This window comes from Thermanaeromonas toyohensis ToBE (genome assembly GCF_900176005.1).
Lineage (GTDB): Bacteria > Bacillota > DSM-521 > Neomoorellales > Neomoorellaceae > Thermanaeromonas > Thermanaeromonas toyohensis.
Genome location: NZ_LT838272.1, coordinates 2,910,419 through 2,927,663, shown reverse-complemented (window position 1 = coordinate 2,927,663; position 17,245 = coordinate 2,910,419). Strand labels below are relative to the sequence as shown.

Sequence of the window (17,245 nt, the reverse complement as noted above, 5' to 3'; positions counted from 1 at the left end):
TTAAATTAAAAAAGGCCCCTTTCCTTAGTTTAAAGGAGAAGGGCCTTTTTAAGTAATTTTGCAAGCTAGGACTAAAGCAAGGTCTGACTTTATCGACGTAATTTCCTTAAAGCGTCTTCCATGCGGTTTAAAGCTTTTTGGATATTTTCCACTGAGTTAGCATAGGACAAACGTAAGTATCCTTCCCCATATTCACCGAAAGCTGTTCCTCCTAGGACGGCTACACCCGCTTCCTCGAGAAGGAAATCAGCGATCTCTTTGCTGGGCCGGCCAAAGGATTTTACATTGGGGAAAACGTAAAAGGAGCCCACCGGCTTTTTACAGGTTATACCAGGGATAGAGTTCAATCCTTCTACAATGATATCCCGCCGTCGTTTGAATTCAGCCACCATAGCGCAAGCCGCATCCTGGGGACCGGTTAGGGCCTCGATTCCAGCTATTTGGACAAAGGCGGCGGTACAGGAATTGGAGTTCACCATGAGCTGGGCGATGCGGGCGGCCAGTTCCTTGTGCATGAGGCCGTACCCTAAGCGCCACCCGGTCATGGCATAGGTCTTAGAGAATCCGTCTAAGATTATAGTCCAGTCCTTCATACCAGGGAGAGAGGCTATAGATACCGGCTGGGCACCATCATAAACGATGCGATCGTAGATTTCGTCCGAGAGGACTATGATGTTCTTTCCCCGGACCAGGTCGGCGATATGTTCTACATCTTCTCGGGTTAGTACACCGCCAGTAGGATTAGCCGGGGAATTAATAATTATCATCTTAGTACGGGGGGTAATTAAACGAGCCAGTTCCTCTACATCCAGGCGGAAGTCGTTTTCTTCCCGAATGGGGATGGGTACCGGTTTACCGCCTACAAATTTAATAACAGATTCATAAATGGGGAAGCCGGGGTTAGGATAAATTACTTCGTCGCCAGGATCTACCAGGGCCAGGATACTAAAGAACATGATGGGTTTACCACCAGGAGTTACCACTACCTCTTCAGCAGTGTAAGGGACTCCCTTCTGTCTGGTAGCATACTCAGCTATGGCCTGGCGTACCTCCATCAATCCGGGAGCCGGGGTATAGTGGGTATATCCGCTGTTTAGGGCTTTAATGGCTGCGTCGATAATGTTGCGGGGGGTATCGAAATCTGGTTCCCCTATTTCCAGGTGGATGATATCTTTTCCTTGGGCCTCTAAAGCTTTAGCTTTAGCCAAAACTTCAAAGGCCGTCTCAGTCCCTAGGTCATACATTCTACGAGCCAAGAGATTTTCAAACATGAATCTTTCACTCCTTTTACTCTTCTTCCCAAATAACCTTTTATCTTGAAGCAACCCTGTCCTTAAGTAAACCTTGCTTAAGGTCTAATTTTTCCTTCTCTACTTTGCTTCTTGTCGTTTATAATAGGCCTCGGGATTTACACATTGGGGTGGTAGTTCTCCCCGCAGGGCGGCTAGAAGGTTCCTTGCAGCCATGGTGGCCATGGCAATGCGAGTATCCCAAGTAGCGCTGGCTATGTGAGGGCATACTACTACATTATCCAATTCCGCTAAGCCTGGAGCCATCTCAGGTTCATTTTCAAAGACGTCTAAGCCAGCTCCCCAAATCTCCCCTTCCTTTAGGGCCTGCACCAGGGCCTTTTCATCCACCACCGGGCCACGGGAAGTGTTTATAAGGATGGCCGTCTTCTTCATAAGTTTAAGCTCCCGTTCACCGATAAGATGGTAAGTGGAGGGTAGCAAAGGGACATGGAGGGAGACGAAGTCAGCTTCGCGTAAAAGGGTATCTTTATCTACGAACACCCCGCCAGTTTCGGCCTCAAACTGGGGATTGGGCTCTACATCATTATATAGAACCCGCATGTTAAAACCTTTGGCCTTACGGGCAAAGGCGGTGCCAATCCGGCCGGCACCTATCACACCTAAAGTCTTACCTGTTATTTCTTGGCCTAAGAAGAGTAAGGGACCCCAGGCCTTATATTTCCCGGCGCGCATGTACTTGTCAGCCTCCACTATACGCCTGGCCACGGCAAAAAGCAAAGCCCAAGCCATGTCGGCCGTAGCTTCGGTAAGTACACCAGGGGTATTGGTGATAAGAATACCTCTTTCTGTGGCCGCCTGGACATCGATGTTGTTAAAACCTACGGCCATATTAGCAAAAACTTTGGCTCCTTTAGCCGCATCCAATACTTCCGCGTCGATGATATCCGTTAGAAGACAAAAGATTCCGTCCCGGCCTTTGACCTTTTCTATCAACTCCTCATGGCTTAAGACACGGTCTTCAGGATTAACCTCCACTTCACAGTGCTCGGCCAGCATATCTATAGCTGGCTGGGGGACAGGTCGAGTAACATATACTTTCCATTTAGTCATGGTTTACCCTCCTTACCAGTTTTCAATGACGTTTTATATATTCGACATGCCCTTGTGATATCCTTTAATTTAAGCTACAAGAATACAGTATAAATAATTTTTTCGGACGGGGAGCAGGATTTTAGGCATTGCTGGCGAATTATATTTTATAGTAGGAACCCTATATGAATAATCAAAGTGGCCTTTACGTATTTGCATAGTAGTAAAACCTATATTTATTAAGAGTTTTATAAGAGCTTCGTATAACCCCGGTAATCGGTCCGGGGGTCTCTACCAGGTGACCGCAAATCACCTGACTACGAAGCTTGGTTCTTCGTGGGGTTGAAGCGGTTGACCTGGTTTTTTAATGGGTTAAAAAGGGGGTGAGGGGAAAGGTAAAGAAGAAGAGCTTTAGAGCTCAAAGATAAACCCCTCAAAAGATTACTTTAAAATTTAAAACTTAAAACCTCGAAGGAAAGTAGGTGGAGGTTAAAATGGTAAAGATCAAGCGGCTAGGGTTAGTGGGTTTTGCTTTGCTCCTTACAGTTTTATTATTAGCAGGATGTGGGGGGAAACAGTCTGCCCCTCAGGGAGGAAGCCCACAAGGTGGTCAGGCTAAGGAAGAGAAAATGAAAGTAGCCTTTATCTATGTGGGACCTGTAGGTGATGCCGGATGGACCTGGGCCCACGATCAGGGAAGAAAATATTTAGAACAAAAATTACCTTGGGTAACCACTTCTTACCTGGAGAGCGTCCCTGAGGGAGCGGATGTAGAGCGGGTCCTGACCGAGCTAGCTGAACAGGGAAATAAAGTTATCTTTGCCACAAGTTTCGGCTACATGGATTATGTCATTAAGGTAGCGGAAAAATATCCCCAGGTTGTCTTTGAGCACTGCTCTGGTTACAAGACGGCGCCCAATGTAGGTACCTATTTTGGTGCCATGGAAGAGCCACGGTACCTTTCAGGTATAGTGGCAGGTAAGATGACCAAGTCCAATATCCTAGGGTATGTGGCAGCCCATCCCATCCCAGAGGTTATCCGCGGGATCAATGCCTTTACTTTAGGAGCCCGTTCAGTAAATCCTAAAGTTAAGGTAAAGGTGGTATGGACAAATACCTGGTACGACCCGGCAGCGGAAAAGCAGGCTGCCTTAAGCCTCTTAGATGCCGGCGCTGACGTTATTGCCCAACACCAGGATACTCCAGGGCCCCAGCAAGCAGCTCAGGAAAGGGGTGCCTATGGTATCGGGTACAATTCTGACATGCGCCAGTTTGCTCCCAAAGCTAACTTGACTTCTCCTGTATGGAACTGGGGACCCTTCTATGTTAAGACGGTAGAGGCTGTCAAGAATGGTACCTGGAAGTCTGAGCAATATTATGGTACCATGAAAGATGGTATTGTGGATCTTGCTCCCATTAATGAAATAGTTCCGCAAGAGGTGCGGGATCTGGTAGCGAAGAAAAAGCAAGAGATCATAAATGGGCAGTTCTACGTCTTCCAGGGTCCTATTAAAGATCAAAGTGGCAAGGTCAGGGTGCCTGAGGGCCAGAGGATGAGCCATGAAGAAGTTCTAGGGGTAAATTGGTTTGTAGAAGGAGTAGAAGGAGAAATCCCGCGTTAAACTTAAGCTGTGTAGGATTTTTAAGGGCCGCGGGAATGGACCTTGCGGCCCTTAAAAATAGCCCTCTAATTTAATTATGTGGAAAATATTTGCTCAATGTTAAGTCTTATTTAGTAGATTTAGCTATAAATTAATTTATCCCTCCGGAAGGAATTTACCCTTAAATTAGCGAAAAGGTTTACCTAGGCTTACGGCTGGGAGGCGAAAGCTAGTGACGCCTTTGGTTGAAATGCGTAATATCACCAAGGTTTTTCCTGGGGTAGTGGCCAATGATAGGGTAGATTTAGCCGTTCGGGCTGGGGAGGTCCATGCCCTTTTAGGGGAAAACGGGGCAGGGAAGAGCACCCTGATGAGCATCCTCACCGGCCTATACCGCCCTGATAGCGGGGAAATTTATGTTCAAGGGAAAAGGGTCTATTTTCGTTCACCGCGGGATGCTATAGCGGCGGGCATAGGTATGGTCCACCAACACTTTCGCTTGGTGGCACCCTTTACAGTAACGGAAAATGTGGCCTTAGGGTTAAAAGGTGGTATCAAACTTAATCTCAACCAACTGGCGCAAGAAATAGCCGAGCTTTCCGAAAAGTATGGGCTGAAGGTAGATCCCTTCGCCCGCATCTGGCAGCTATCCGTAGGTGAACAACAGCGCGTGGAAATAGTAAAGCTCCTTTACCGGCGCGCCCGGGTGCTTATTCTGGATGAGCCTACGGCTGTTTTAACTCCGCAAGAAGCCCGAGAGCTTTATCGGACTTTACGGAAAATGGCCTCTGAGGGCTGTGCCGTTATTTTTATCACCCACAAGCTACAGGAGGTTATGGAGGCAGCCGATACCATTACTATTTTACGCCATGGTAGGAGAGTAGCTACGGTCAAAAAAGAGGAGACCAACGAGAGAGAGCTAGCCCGGCTTATGGTGGGGCGGGAGATCTTTTGGACAGGGGATAAAAAAAGGCCTCCCCAAGGCCGGGTTATGCTAGAGATAAGGAACCTTCAAGCCCTGAATGATAAGGGGTTGCTGGCCCTTAAGGGTATAAACCTTTCGGTGGCCGCTGGCGAGATATTAGGTATTGCCGGGGTAGCCGGAAACGGACAGCGGGAGCTGGCCGAGGTTATCGCAGGTTTAAGACCGGCCTTAAAGGGATCTATTCTTGTAGAGGGGAAGGAGATTATACACTGCGACCCTTGCCGGGTTATCGCTGCGGGAGTGAGCTTCATCCCTGAAGACCGCTTGGGTATGGGTTTAGTACCTAACTTGGGGGCCGTAGATAACCTGCTTTTAAAGGAGTACCGCCATCCCCGGTGGGGAAAAGTCCTCCTTAACCGGCGGGCAGCCCGGCAGTGGGCTCAAGAACTGATAGAACGCTTCCAAGTTAAGCTAGCTAGCTTAGAAGCTCCAGTGAAAATGATGTCGGGTGGCAACCTTCAGCGCTTACTTTTGGCTAGGGAGATATCTAGCCGCCCCCGTGTACTGGTAGCTGTATACCCGGCGCGAGGATTAGATGTAGGAGCCACGGAGACAGTACACCGGCTCCTTTTAGAACAAAAGGCGGCGGGGACAGCTATTCTCCTTATTTCGGAAGATTTGGAAGAACTCTTCCGCCTAGCCGATCGTATAGCTGTCCTTTATGAAGGAGAGATCATGGGTATAGTTCCTACTGACCAGGCGGATGTAGAAGAGCTAGGACTAATGATGGCAGGAGCTAAAAGAATGGAGGTCAGCGCATGACCAGGATCGTGTGGGAAAAGAGGCTTTCCCCTTCACCCTGGATGACAGTCCTAATACCTGTATCTTCTATAATTTTAGCCTTGGTCCTGGGAGCTTTCTTCCTCTTTATGACGGGTTTTGACCCCCTAAAGGTTTACGGGGAGATGTTAAAAGGAGTAATAGGTTCTAAGTACGGGGTTTCGGAAACCGTCGTCAAAGCTATCCCCCTTATGTTAACGAGTTTAGGAGTCTCGGTGGCCTTCCGCATGCTCCTCTGGAACATCGGAGCTGAAGGCCAGTTTTATATGGGAGCCTTGGGCGCAAGTTGGATAGCTTTGAGCTTTCCTTATCTGCCCCCCTATATTATGCTACCAGCTATGTTTGTGATGGGCTGTCTCCTGGGCGGGTTATGGGCCTTGCTTCCTGCTATACCTAGGGCCAAATGGGGTGTGAACGAAGTCATAACCACCTTAATGCTCAATTATGTAGCCATCCTTTGGGTGGACTACTTAGTTTACGGTCCCTGGAAAGATCCCCAAGGCTTTAACTTTCCCCTTACAGCACCTTTTAGCAAATCGGCTACCCTCCCTACTTTAGTGGGAACACGGGTACATTTGGGATTAGTTTTTGCCCTCATAGCTGCCATTATCTTGACCATTATTCTGTGGCGGACCCGGTGGGGCTATGAGATAAGGATTACTGGGGAAAGCCCCCGGGCGGCTAGATATGCCGGTATCAAAATCGAACGCAATATTTTACTGGTCATGTTTTTAAGTGGGGCCCTGGCAGGACTAGCTGGTATGAGCGAGGTAGCCGGGATAACCCATCGTCTCCAGCATGGTATTTCCCCTGGATATGGCTATACCGCTATTATTATCGCCTGGCTAGCCAAGCTTCATCCCGTTACTATTATTTTGGTCTCCTTCCTTTTTGGAGGCCTAATTGTAGGAGGTTATAGTGTTCAAAAGATGGGGGTACCTGCGGCTACAGTATCCATGCTGCAGGGTGCTATACTCTTCTTTGTCTTGGGAGGGGAGATATTAACCCGCTACCGCTTACGGTGGAAAAGGAAGGAGGTTACCCCATAAACCATGGAGGTTTCCGTCTGGATAGCTGCCCTGGCCGCGGCCATTACTGCCGGTACCCCTATCCTTTACGCCGCCTTAGGGGAGATACTGGCTGAGCGGGCCGGGGTGTTAAACTTAGGGGTAGAAGGAATGATGCTGGTGGGGGCGGTCACGGGGTTCATAGTTACGGCTAGGACCGCCAACCCGTGGTTAGGGTTTCTAGCAGCCATGGTGGCTGCTGGCGCTTTAGCCTCGATCTTTGCTTTCTTAACCATAACTCTGCGGGCCAATCAGGTGGTAACCGGTTTGGCTCTAACCCTCTTCGGTACAGGGTTGAGCGGCTTTTTGGGTAAGCCCTATATCGGGCAACCCTTGCCCACCACTTTCAAAGCTGTGGCTGTTCCGGGCTTATCCCAGGTACCTGTTATCGGTCCGGTTTTCTTTCAACACAATCCCCTCGTTTACCTAACTTATTTTCTTGTTCCCCTTCTTTGGTATTACCTTTATCACACCCGGCCGGGACTTAATTTACGGGCAGTGGGAGAAAACCCGGCGGCAGCCGACGCTTTAGGAGTAAATGTGTTTGCCCTCCGGTATATTTATGTTGTGCTTGGCGGGATGCTGGCTGGGGCCGGTGGAGCTTTCCTTTCCCTGGCTTATGCCCCTACTTGGTTGGAAAACATGACTGCCGGTCGTGGATGGATCGCCGTAGCCTTGGTTATCTTTGCTGTATGGGATCCGGTAAGAGCTTTGCTGGGCTCTTATCTCTTCGGAGGAGTAGATTCCTTAGTTTATACTTTGCAAGCGGCTACCAAAATTTCTATTCCTTCTTTCTTCTTAAAGATGCTGCCGTATATCCTTACTGTGCTGGTCCTAATCGTGGCCACCCGTCAGACCATAGTAAAACACGTGGGAGCTCCGGGAGCTTTAGCTATTCCATATGACCGCGAAGAAAGGTAAAAATTTAATTTTAGATCCCCACCCTTTATATTAGGGGTGGGGTTTTAAATTTTTTAGGGTTGGGGGGTTGTTTCTAGCTTGCAGGACAAAGACAACCCATGTCGAATGTACATATGGACAAAAGAAAAATCCTTTTAAGGAAGAAGAAGATGCGCACAACGAGAGGATCTCTAATAATTCTGGGTGTTTTACTTACGCTGGTTTTAATACTTAAGATCTATGTAATCGGGCCCCGGACTTTTTCCTCGGTTACTCAGCCCCTTTTTAACAATTCTATCCCCAAGTATCATTTTTACTTGGTAGCCCCTAATTCAGTGGATCCCTTTTGGCGGGAGGTATATAGAGGGGCCTCTGAAGCAGCAAGCCTATATAATCTAGCCCTGGAGTTTAGTGCTCCCCGGTTTAATAATAGTGAGGAAGAAATAAAATACCTGGATATGGCTATTACCGCCCGGGTTGATGGTATAATAACCCACGTCTCTTATGCTACTGATTTCACCCGCCTGATTGATAAAGCTTACTCCCGGGGCATCCCAGTAATAACTATTGATAATGACGCCAAAGAAAGCAAAAGGAAGGCTTTTGTGGGGGCCAACAGCTTTGTACTGGGGGAACAGGCCGGGAGGTTAATGGTACAAGCTACAGCTGGCAAAGCTAATATAGCTATAATTGTGAGCAATGACGGCCAAAAGGACGTAATCTACCAGAATTTAAAATTGAATGGCTTCTTAAACGCTCTACGCGAACACCCGGATATGAAAATTGTAGATATCTATACCTCTAAATTGGGCATTTTGAGTGCTGAAGAGATAACTCAATCTATCCTTAACCATCATCCTCCCATCGATGCCATATACTGCATGGATTCTGTGGATACTTTAGGGGTAGCCCAGGCTATAGTGGATTTTAACCGGGTGGGGGATATAAAAATCGTGGGATATGGAGATACACCGGAAATCCTGCGCTATATAGAGAGAGGCATAATTTACGGTACGGTTATGAACGACCCCTATAAAATGGGGTACGAAAGCATCAAGGCTCTTCTAGAGATCAAGGAAAAGGATAATACCTCTACCTTTATTGATACAGGGGTGAAAATTATCACTAAGGAGAATGTGAACCGCTACCGGGAAGAACAAAAAGGTAGTTAGAACAGGTGAGAACATGGGCTGGAATTTCTGGCAATTTACTGGCTTGCGCAAAAAGATGTTATTGTATTATCTGGTAATTACTTTACTTTTGGGGCTTACCAGTTTGGCTTCTTATTACAGCGCCCAGACCCTTATATCCCGCCTTACCAATATTTTTATTGATTACGTATATCTAAACAATTTATACACAGAGATTACCGCCTTGGAGAGCACTGTAGAAAGATATCTGGGAAGTAAATCTTCGGAGGCCCTGTTAGAATACTATAACTTAAACAATAAATTACAAGAACAAGCTAGCCAACTTTCCCAACTAAAAGGTTATGACAAGAACACCTTGATGCTTAAAGACATCGGGAATATGATGGATAATTTGCTCCAGGAAGCAGACGCTGCAGTTAATGCCAAGAGGGGACGTATGGGCGGGGTATACCTGGTTCATTTCACAGAATCCCATAAGATTGCCGGTTATATAAAAACGTATATAAACGAGCTTCTTTATAATAAACTCCAGGAGGGTTCCCAAAAATACGAAAGTATCAAGGGTCACATGGTACTCCTAAGCTACCTTAACTTTTTCTTAATTATAGGGTTGCTCCTATCTAGTATCCTTTTAGCTATATATTTTACCTACAAAATTACGCGACCCATTATTGAGCTTTCCCGTTCGGCAGAGAGGATTTCCCGGGGGGACTTTGGTGTGGAACCGGTGAACATCCAAGGGGAGACGGAAGATGAAGTTCGAATCTTAGCTGAAGCTTTCAACAGGATGGCGGTAAGTATAAAGAATTATATTGATAAAATCAAGTACCAGGCAGAGATGGAGAAAAGGCTTAAAGAACAGGAAATGCAAAACCTTATGATGAAAAATCTTTTGAAGGATGCTAGGCTTAAATCTCTCCAGTCCCAGATTAATCCCCACTTTCTATTTAACACTTTGAACGCTGCCTCCCAGCTAGCTATGATGGAAGGGGCAGAAAAATCAGCTTTGTTTATTGAGAAGGTGGCGGATCTCTTCAGATATAACCTTAAACGCCTAGATAAACCGGTAACCTTAAGGGATGAGATTAGGCATGTAGAAAACTATATGTATATCCTTAAAACTAGGTTCGGAGATAAAATAGATTTTTATTTAGATATCGAAGATAGCGTCTTAGATTTGGAGATCCCCTGCACAGTAATACAGCCGGTGGTGGAAAACGCCTTTCTCCACGGCATAGAAAAGATGGAGGGTCCCGGGAAAATTGCCTTAAAGGTAAAAAAGCAGGATGGATATGTGGCCATAGAGGTAGAGGATAACGGCGTAGGTATGGAAGATCATGTGATACGGTCTATCCTTAAGGTGGAACTAGCGGATGGCGGTCGGGAAGGACATGTAAGCGGTATAGGTATGCACAACGTTATAAACCGGCTGATGCTATTTTACAATGTAGAAGAAGCCCAGGATATCATAGAGATCTACAGCCAGAAAGGTGCAGGTACTAAGGTAATCTTAAAAATTCCTTTGAAAGAAGATAGGCGAATTGTACAAAGTTAATCCCTTGAAAAAGGTGGGACGGATCTTATGTTAAAAGTGTTGATAGCTGATGACGAGCAGATCGTGCTGGATTCTTTAAAATTTATAATAGACAAATACACGGAAGAAGCTACAGTGGTAGGCTTTGCCAAGTCGGGCCGGGAGGCGGTAGAAAAAGCAGAAGTACTAAAACCCGACGTTATTTTAATAGATATACGGATGCCGGGAATAGACGGGCTGGAAGCTATAAGGCAGATAAAGAAACGACATCCTAATATTTTGTTTGCTATTATTACTGCCTATGAAAACTTTAATTACGCTAAGGAAGCTATAAATTTGGGGGTGCTAGATTATCTCTTAAAGCCCATAAACAAGAATAAAGTTATAGAAATTATAAATAAGGCCCGGGAGATCATAGAACAGAACCGTCGAGCGTTCCTGCAGGAACTAGAGCTTAAAGAAAAGATTGTAAAAATAGTCCCTCACCTGGAAGGAGAATTCGTCTACTCCCTGTTGTTTGATAACCAATGCTTGCGTAACCTCCCCTTTTATGAGGAAATTTTTGAGATGCCCCTTGCCTTTGGATATGTGATGCTGTTCCATATCGAAGATAAAGACCGGGAGGACCTGAAATCTAGCCTGGATAAGTATAACTTAAGCCTTCTTTTTAGGGAGGCGGCCAAGGAGACTGTCAAGTGCCTTGTGGGCCCCCTTATGCTTAATCGGGTTCTGGTATATGTACCGGTTCCCCAAGACGTTGACCAGTATACTTTACGCAACCAATCCATAGAGATAGCCCAGGAAATAACAATTAAGCTCAAGGCAGGTGTGGAGCTTCCTTATTGTATAGGAATAGGAAGCCCTTACGTTTTGGAAAACTTTTGGAAGTCATATGAAGAAGCCGACCGGGCGGTCAAGTTATCCAGTGGGGAAAAGATTATCCGCTACAGGGATTTAAGCCTCCCTGAGGCTCCACCGGATTTTTACCCCCTGCATAAAGAAAAAAGGCTTATAGATAAAGTGTTAATGGGAGATGTAGCTGGAGCCCAGGCCATTTTTGAGGAAATCTTCACCTGGTTGACGCTTAACTATGTTAACGATAAAGCCAAGATAAAGATGCGGCTCCTGGAGCTATCGATAGTTTTGATGAGGATGGCCTCTTACTCCCATCCCGACAAAGTATTGGAGGAACAAAGGCTTCTTGAGCTTTTAAACTTAACCGAGATTACGGATTTGAAGCTCCGTTTCATCCAGAATCTGGAGGCTATTATTAGAGATATAAGGCTTTATAAATCCCAGGAGATAAGTGAAGTCATAGAGAAGGCTTTGCAGTTTATAAACGAGAACTACTCCAGGGAACTCACCCTGGATGAGGTAGCCCGGGCCGTAAATATAAGTTATCACTATTTCAGCAAGCTATTTAAAGAAGAAACCCAACAGAACTTTTCCGATTATCTCACGGAGGTGAGGATGCGCCACGCCAAGGAGCTTTTGAAAAACGCTACTTTAAGTATTAAAGACGTAGCCTATCAGGTTGGATACCAGGATCCTAATTATTTTACCAAGATATTTAAGAAAGTTTTTGGCCTAACGCCTAGCGAGTACCGTACTAAATTTGGCCTCCCATAGACTTCTCTTCTTAGTTAACGGAAGGGAGGGAAAGATTTATGTACAGGAAGTTAAACTTTATATCTGGGAGATTGTACCAAGATTTCTTCTTTCTTTTTTTGATCCTTTTGTTTATAACCCTTCTTGCAAGCTGTACCCAGCAGGGTTCACCTGCTCCCCTGGAAGAAAAAGCTAAAATTAGGATAGGTATTTCTTTAGGTACCTTAAAAGAGGAAAGGTGGCTTAGGGATAGGGATATTTTAATGGCTAAGCTTAAGGAGTTAGGGGCGGAAGTGTTTGTGCAGAATGCTAATAACGATGATGAAGATCAATTAAAACAGGTAAAGTACCTCCTTGATCAGCAGATCCAGGTACTCATTCTAGTACCCAATGATCTTAAAAAGGCGGCGACTGCCGTCCAGATGGCTAAACGACAGGGTGTGAAAGTAATATCCTATGACCGGCTGGTTACGGAATCTAACGTAGACCTATATATATCCTTCGATAACATCAAAGTGGGCCGCTTTATGGCCCAATACCTGGTAAACAGGGTACCCAGGGGTAATTACTTAATAGTAAATGGTGCCACTACGGATCATAACACTAAGATGATAAAAGAGGGATATGATAGCATTTTAAAGGATCGGGTGGCTAGCGGAAACATAAAAATCCTCGCCGAGGAATGGGCACCTAACTGGATGGTGGAATATGCTTTCAAGGTTACAGATGATATACTTCAAAGCGGCAAAAGGATTGATGCGGTAATTGCCGGGAATGATAGCCTGGCCGGTGGTGTTATAAAAGCCTTAGCGGAACGTAGGATGGCAGGGAGCACTCTAGTAACTGGGCAGGACGCGGATCTTGCTGCTTGCCAAAGGATCGTAGAAGGAACCCAGGCTATGACAGTATATAAACCTATAGCTAAGCTAGCGGAAAAGACAGCGGGGATGGCCTTGAAGCTCGCTAGAGGAGAAACCCTGGACACAAAGGATACTATTTATGATGGAAAGTATTTCGTTCCTTCTTATGTTATAGAACCCATAAGCGTAGATAAAAACAATATTGATGAAACAGTGATAAAAGATGGGTTTCACTCTTCCCAGGATGTGTATAGATATAGACCAAAGAAGTTATCCCAAGGTACTACTCCATAAGGTCGCAAGACCTGTTTTTTTTATGCCAAAATAATACCCGTTTAGAAGGAGCGTGTAACATAATTCCCCTATAAAATGCAGAACTATCCCAAAAAGGTATAGAGGGTAGAAACGCTTTTTATGGTATTTTCTTAACAACACTATAACCTAAACCCAATAAAACCTTAACAAAAAGGAGGTAAGGTGCTATGTCTTTTAAGAAATTGGTGGCTTTGATGGCAGTGGCTGTTCTGGCCTTGCTGGTGGTAGCTGGATGCAGCTCCTCCAAGGCCACCAAGCAACAGGAGCCGGGTGCTGCCGGCCAGTCCCAGTCTCAAAGCACGGGCAAAAAGATAAAGATAGGTTTTTCCTTGCCCACGTTAAGGGAGGAGAGGTACACCAAGGACAGGGACTACTTTGTCAAGAAAGCCCAAGAGCTAGGAGCTGAAGTATTGGTACAAGCGGCTAATAACGATGAAAACTTGCAGAACAACCAAGTAGAAAACCTCATTACTCAGGGTATCGATGTTTTAGTTTTGGATCCCCAGAACGCAGATTCGGCAGCTGCGCTAGTTGCAGCGGCGCACAAGGCTGGTATTAAAGTTATCTCTTATGATCGGCTTATTAGGAATGCGGATGTAGACCTCTATATTTCCTTTGATAACATTAAAGTAGGGGAACTTCAGGGTAAGTTCTTGACGGAAAAGGTTCCTAAGGGCATCTACTTTGTATTTGCAGGAGCTCCTACAGATAATAATGCAAGACTCTTCCGGGAAGGGGCTATGAAGTATATTAAGCCTTTGGCTGATAAGGGCGACATAAAGATCGCCTTCGACCAATGGATTAAAGATTGGCAACCGGAAGAAGCTTTGAAACTAGCTGAAAATGCCCTTACCGCTAATAACAACAAAGTGGATGCTATACTAGCCCCCAACGATGGTACAGCAGGTGGTATAATCCAGGCCTTAGAGGCCCAAAAATTAGCGGGTAAAGTGGTTATTACGGGACAAGATGCTGAACTAGCTGCAGCCAAGAGGATTTTAGCAGGTACCCAGTCCATGACGGTATTTAAGGACGTAAGGAAATTAGCTGAAAAGGCGGCTGAGGTAGCTGTGGAGCTTGCTAAGGGTAAGGCTGTCAAGGACTTGCCGGAGGCTAACCAGACAGTTAATAATGGCAAAATCGATGTACCCTCTGTGTTGTTAACGCCGGAAATAGTAACCAAGGAAAACCTGGACAAGGTTCTTATCGAGAGCGGTTGGTTTAAGAAGTCTGATGTATATGGTAGCTAACCTCATTTAATAAAGCGGTAGGAAATTCAAGGGAGTAGGCCCAAAAAGCCTACCCCCTTGAATCTTTCTTTACCAATAAGGCGGGGACGGATATGAGCGAGTACATCCTAGAGATGAGGAACATCACTAAAGTCTTCCCCGGTGTTAAAGCCCTGGATAATGTAACTTTCCGGGTAAGGAAAGGAGAAATCCATGGCCTTTGCGGAGAGAACGGCGCGGGTAAATCTACTCTGATGAAAATTTTAAGCGGGGTGTACCCCTACGGTACCTATGAGGGAGATATAGTCATCGAAGGGGAAGTAAAGCGTTTCCGGAATATAAAGGATAGCGAGAGGGCAGGTATCGCCATAATATACCAGGAATTGGCTTTAGTCAAATATATGACAGTAGGGGAGAACATTTTCCTCGGGGAGGAGCCTGCTCGGGCCGGTATTATAAACTGGACTAAAGTCTACGCCGATACCAGGGCCATTCTCCGGGAGCTGAACATGGATATAAACCCTTACACCAAAGTTATGAACCTAGGTATAGGTCACCAACAGATGGTGGAAATAGCCAAGGCTATCTCCAAAAGGGCTAAAATACTTATCTTAGATGAACCAACCTCGGCCCTTACCGAGGCTGAGGTGGAACATCTGCTGAATATCTTGCGGGATCTTAAAAACAGAGGCGTTACTTGTATCTACATCTCCCACAAGCTCCAGGAAGTGCTTAAGATAGCTGACACTATTACCATCTTGCGGGATGGAAAGACTGTCCATACTGACAAGACTGAAAATCTGACGGAGGATAGAATTATCTCCTTCATGGTGGGTAGAGAATTGACCCAGAGATTCCCTCGCGTAAAGCACATTCCTGGTGAGGTGGTAATGGAAGTAAAGAATCTCACGGTGTATGACCCCGAGATACCCACCAAGAAGGTCGTGGACAACGTAAGTTTTGCAGTCAAAAAAGGAGAGATCCTGGGCATAGCTGGATTGATGGGAGCTGGTAGGACTGAAATGGCTCTGGCTATCTTCGGTGCTTACCCGGGTAAGGTTACAGGAGAAATTTATCTAAATGGACGTAAGCTAACTATACGCAACCCTGAAGAAGCTATCCGTAGTGGTATCGCCTATCTTTCAGAAGATCGCAAGAGGTATGGCCTTATTCCTTTAATGGATGTGCAGGAGAATATAACTTTACCCAGCCTCCACAAAATGTCGCGCTGGGGAGTTATAAATACTAATCAAAAGATAAAGATCGCCCAAGATTTGGTAAATGATCTGAGGATAAAAACTCCTAGCCTGATGCAGAAGGTGATGAACTTAAGCGGGGGCAACCAGCAGAAGGTGGTCCTGGCTAAATGGCTAACCGCCCAGCCCCAGGTTTTAATCCTAGATGAGCCTACCCGGGGTATCGATGTAGGAGCCAAATTTGAAATCTATACCCTTATGAATGAGCTTATCGAAAAGGGTGTATGTGTGATCATGATTTCTTCCGAACTACCAGAGATCCTGGGTATGAGCGATAGGATCCTGGTACTTCATGAAGGAAGGATAACCGGCGAGTTCAACCAAAGGGAAGCCGACCAGGAAAAGATAATGCATTGCGCTACCGGAGGTAGAGCAGCATGAACGTGGAACAAAAAAGCGGTAAGGCTTTATGGCGGGGTTTAGCCCTGAATGGGGTTAAAGAGAAGAACGGGCAAGCCCTATGGTCCGGGTTTAAATGGGATATACGGGCTTATACCATGATCATTGCCCTGCTAGCCATATGGCTCATATTTGTTATCCTCACCGAAGGAAGATTTCTTACCCCGCGGAACCTGTCCATGCTTACGAGACAGGTTTCCATTACTGCCATCCTAGCTGTAGGTATGGTTCTAGTGATCGTGGCCGGTCATATAGACCTTTCGGTAGGTTCGGTGGCCGGTTTCGTGGGGGCGGTAGTGGCTATACTTCAGCTATGGCATCACTGGGAAACCGTGCCCTCTATACTAGCCGGGATATTAGTAGGCCTCCTGATAGGCTGCTGGCAGGGTTTTTGGATAGCTTATCGGGGAGTACCGGCCTTTATTGTAACCTTAAGTTCTATGCTCGTGTTCCGCGGGGGCATCCTTCTTATCACTAAGGGCATTACCATCTCACCTTTAAGGCCGGATTTCAAGGTGATAGGTCAGGGATATATTCCTGCAGCCTGGAGTATCGCCCTCGGTATAGTTGCAGCTTTAGTCTTTATCTATATGACTTTGAACAACCGGCGGTCGCGGTTAAAATATGAGCTACCGGTATCACCCTGGACAGTGGAGATCCTTAAGATTTTAGCTGTGCTGGCTTTTATCGCCACTTTTATAGCCGTGATGATCGCTTATGAGGGTATTCCCATCCCGGTCCTGATCGTCCTCTTTTTGGTAATCCTTTTTACTTTTGTAGCCAACAATACTACCTTCGGCCGCTATGTATACGCCATCGGCGGAAACCGGGAAGCCGCAGCCCTTTCGGGTATAAATATTAAGCGGACCAACATGAGCATCTTCCTTATAATGGGCTTACTTTCAGCTCTGGCTGGTATAGTTTTGACTTCCAGGCTAGATGCAGCTACCACCAGCGCTGGGAATTTATTTGAGTTAGATGCCATTGCCTCGGCCATTATCGGGGGGACCAGTACTTTGGGAGGAGAAGGGACTATTCCTGGCGCGGTAATAGGAGCTTTAGTTATGGCCAGCATTGATAATGGTATGAGCCTTTTAAACATTGACTACTCTATTTTAGTGATTGTTAAGGGCTTAGTCCTGGTCCTGGCGGTATGGGTAGATATAGCCACTAAGAAAAGAACTCGGTAAGCTCAATCGGGAAAAGAGGTTGGGGGTT

13 protein-coding genes and 1 riboswitch are annotated in these 17,245 nt (G+C 46.0%); of the genes, 11 read left to right on the top strand and 2 right to left on the bottom strand.

The window, feature by feature from the left end; translation table 11 throughout:
- Positions 1–89 precede the first annotated feature (89 nt).
- Positions 90–1,271 (bottom strand): pyridoxal phosphate-dependent aminotransferase, encoded by a 1,182-nt coding sequence (locus B9A14_RS14815; RefSeq protein ID WP_084666609.1) that lies wholly within the window; start codon positions 1,269–1,271, stop codon positions 90–92.
- Positions 1,272–1,370: 99 nt separating this feature from the next.
- Positions 1,371–2,363 carry a 2-hydroxyacid dehydrogenase gene (locus tag B9A14_RS14810; protein ID WP_084666608.1) on the bottom strand — a complete coding sequence of 331 codons (993 nt, stop codon included), beginning with the start codon at positions 2,361–2,363 and terminating at the stop codon, positions 1,371–1,373.
- Positions 2,364–2,581: 218 nt separating this feature from the next.
- Positions 2,582–2,682, top strand: a riboswitch (purine riboswitch).
- A gap of 154 nt (positions 2,683–2,836) precedes the next feature.
- Here B9A14_RS14810 and B9A14_RS14805 point away from each other — a divergent pair.
- From B9A14_RS14805 to B9A14_RS14755, 11 genes are all read left to right on the top strand, one after another.
- Positions 2,837–3,964: a BMP family ABC transporter substrate-binding protein gene (locus tag B9A14_RS14805; protein WP_084666607.1), complete on the top strand. Its 1,128-nt coding sequence runs from the start codon at positions 2,837–2,839 to the stop codon at positions 3,962–3,964.
- A 229-nt stretch (positions 3,965–4,193) separates the two neighbouring features.
- Positions 4,194–5,690 (top strand): ABC transporter ATP-binding protein, encoded by a 1,497-nt coding sequence (locus B9A14_RS14800; RefSeq protein WP_084667188.1) that lies wholly within the window; start codon positions 4,194–4,196, stop codon positions 5,688–5,690.
- Positions 5,687–6,757, top strand: a complete 1,071-nt coding sequence (locus B9A14_RS14795; protein WP_084666606.1) for an ABC transporter permease — start codon at positions 5,687–5,689, stop codon at positions 6,755–6,757. Before B9A14_RS14800 ends, B9A14_RS14795 begins: the two co-directional genes overlap by 4 nt.
- Positions 6,758–6,760: 3 nt before the next feature.
- Positions 6,761–7,696, top strand: a complete 936-nt coding sequence (locus B9A14_RS14790; RefSeq protein ID WP_084666605.1) for an ABC transporter permease — start codon at positions 6,761–6,763, stop codon at positions 7,694–7,696.
- Between the two features lie 149 nt (positions 7,697–7,845).
- Entirely contained in the window at positions 7,846–8,847 is a 1,002-nt protein-coding gene (locus tag B9A14_RS14785; RefSeq protein ID WP_084667187.1) for a sugar-binding protein, read from the top strand.
- 13 nt (positions 8,848–8,860) lie between these two features.
- Positions 8,861–10,381, top strand: coding sequence for a sensor histidine kinase (locus B9A14_RS14780; RefSeq protein ID WP_084666604.1), 1,521 nt, complete (start codon positions 8,861–8,863; stop codon positions 10,379–10,381).
- A gap of 27 nt (positions 10,382–10,408) precedes the next feature.
- Positions 10,409–11,989, top strand: a complete 1,581-nt coding sequence (locus B9A14_RS14775; protein ID WP_084666603.1) for a response regulator — start codon at positions 10,409–10,411, stop codon at positions 11,987–11,989.
- A 38-nt stretch (positions 11,990–12,027) separates the two neighbouring features.
- Positions 12,028–13,122: a sugar ABC transporter substrate-binding protein gene (locus B9A14_RS14770; protein WP_084666602.1), complete on the top strand. Its 1,095-nt coding sequence runs from the start codon at positions 12,028–12,030 to the stop codon at positions 13,120–13,122.
- A 188-nt stretch (positions 13,123–13,310) separates the two neighbouring features.
- Positions 13,311–14,393 (top strand): D-xylose ABC transporter substrate-binding protein, encoded by a 1,083-nt coding sequence (gene xylF, locus B9A14_RS14765; RefSeq protein ID WP_084666601.1) that lies wholly within the window; start codon positions 13,311–13,313, stop codon positions 14,391–14,393.
- 92 nt (positions 14,394–14,485) lie between these two features.
- Positions 14,486–16,009 carry a xylose ABC transporter ATP-binding protein gene (locus B9A14_RS14760; protein ID WP_084666600.1) on the top strand — a complete coding sequence of 508 codons (1,524 nt, stop codon included), beginning with the start codon at positions 14,486–14,488 and terminating at the stop codon, positions 16,007–16,009.
- 116 nt (positions 16,010–16,125) lie between these two features.
- Entirely contained in the window at positions 16,126–17,217 is a 1,092-nt protein-coding gene (locus B9A14_RS14755) for a sugar ABC transporter permease (RefSeq protein ID WP_231968026.1), read from the top strand.
- The last annotated feature ends 28 nt before the right edge of the window (positions 17,218–17,245 follow it).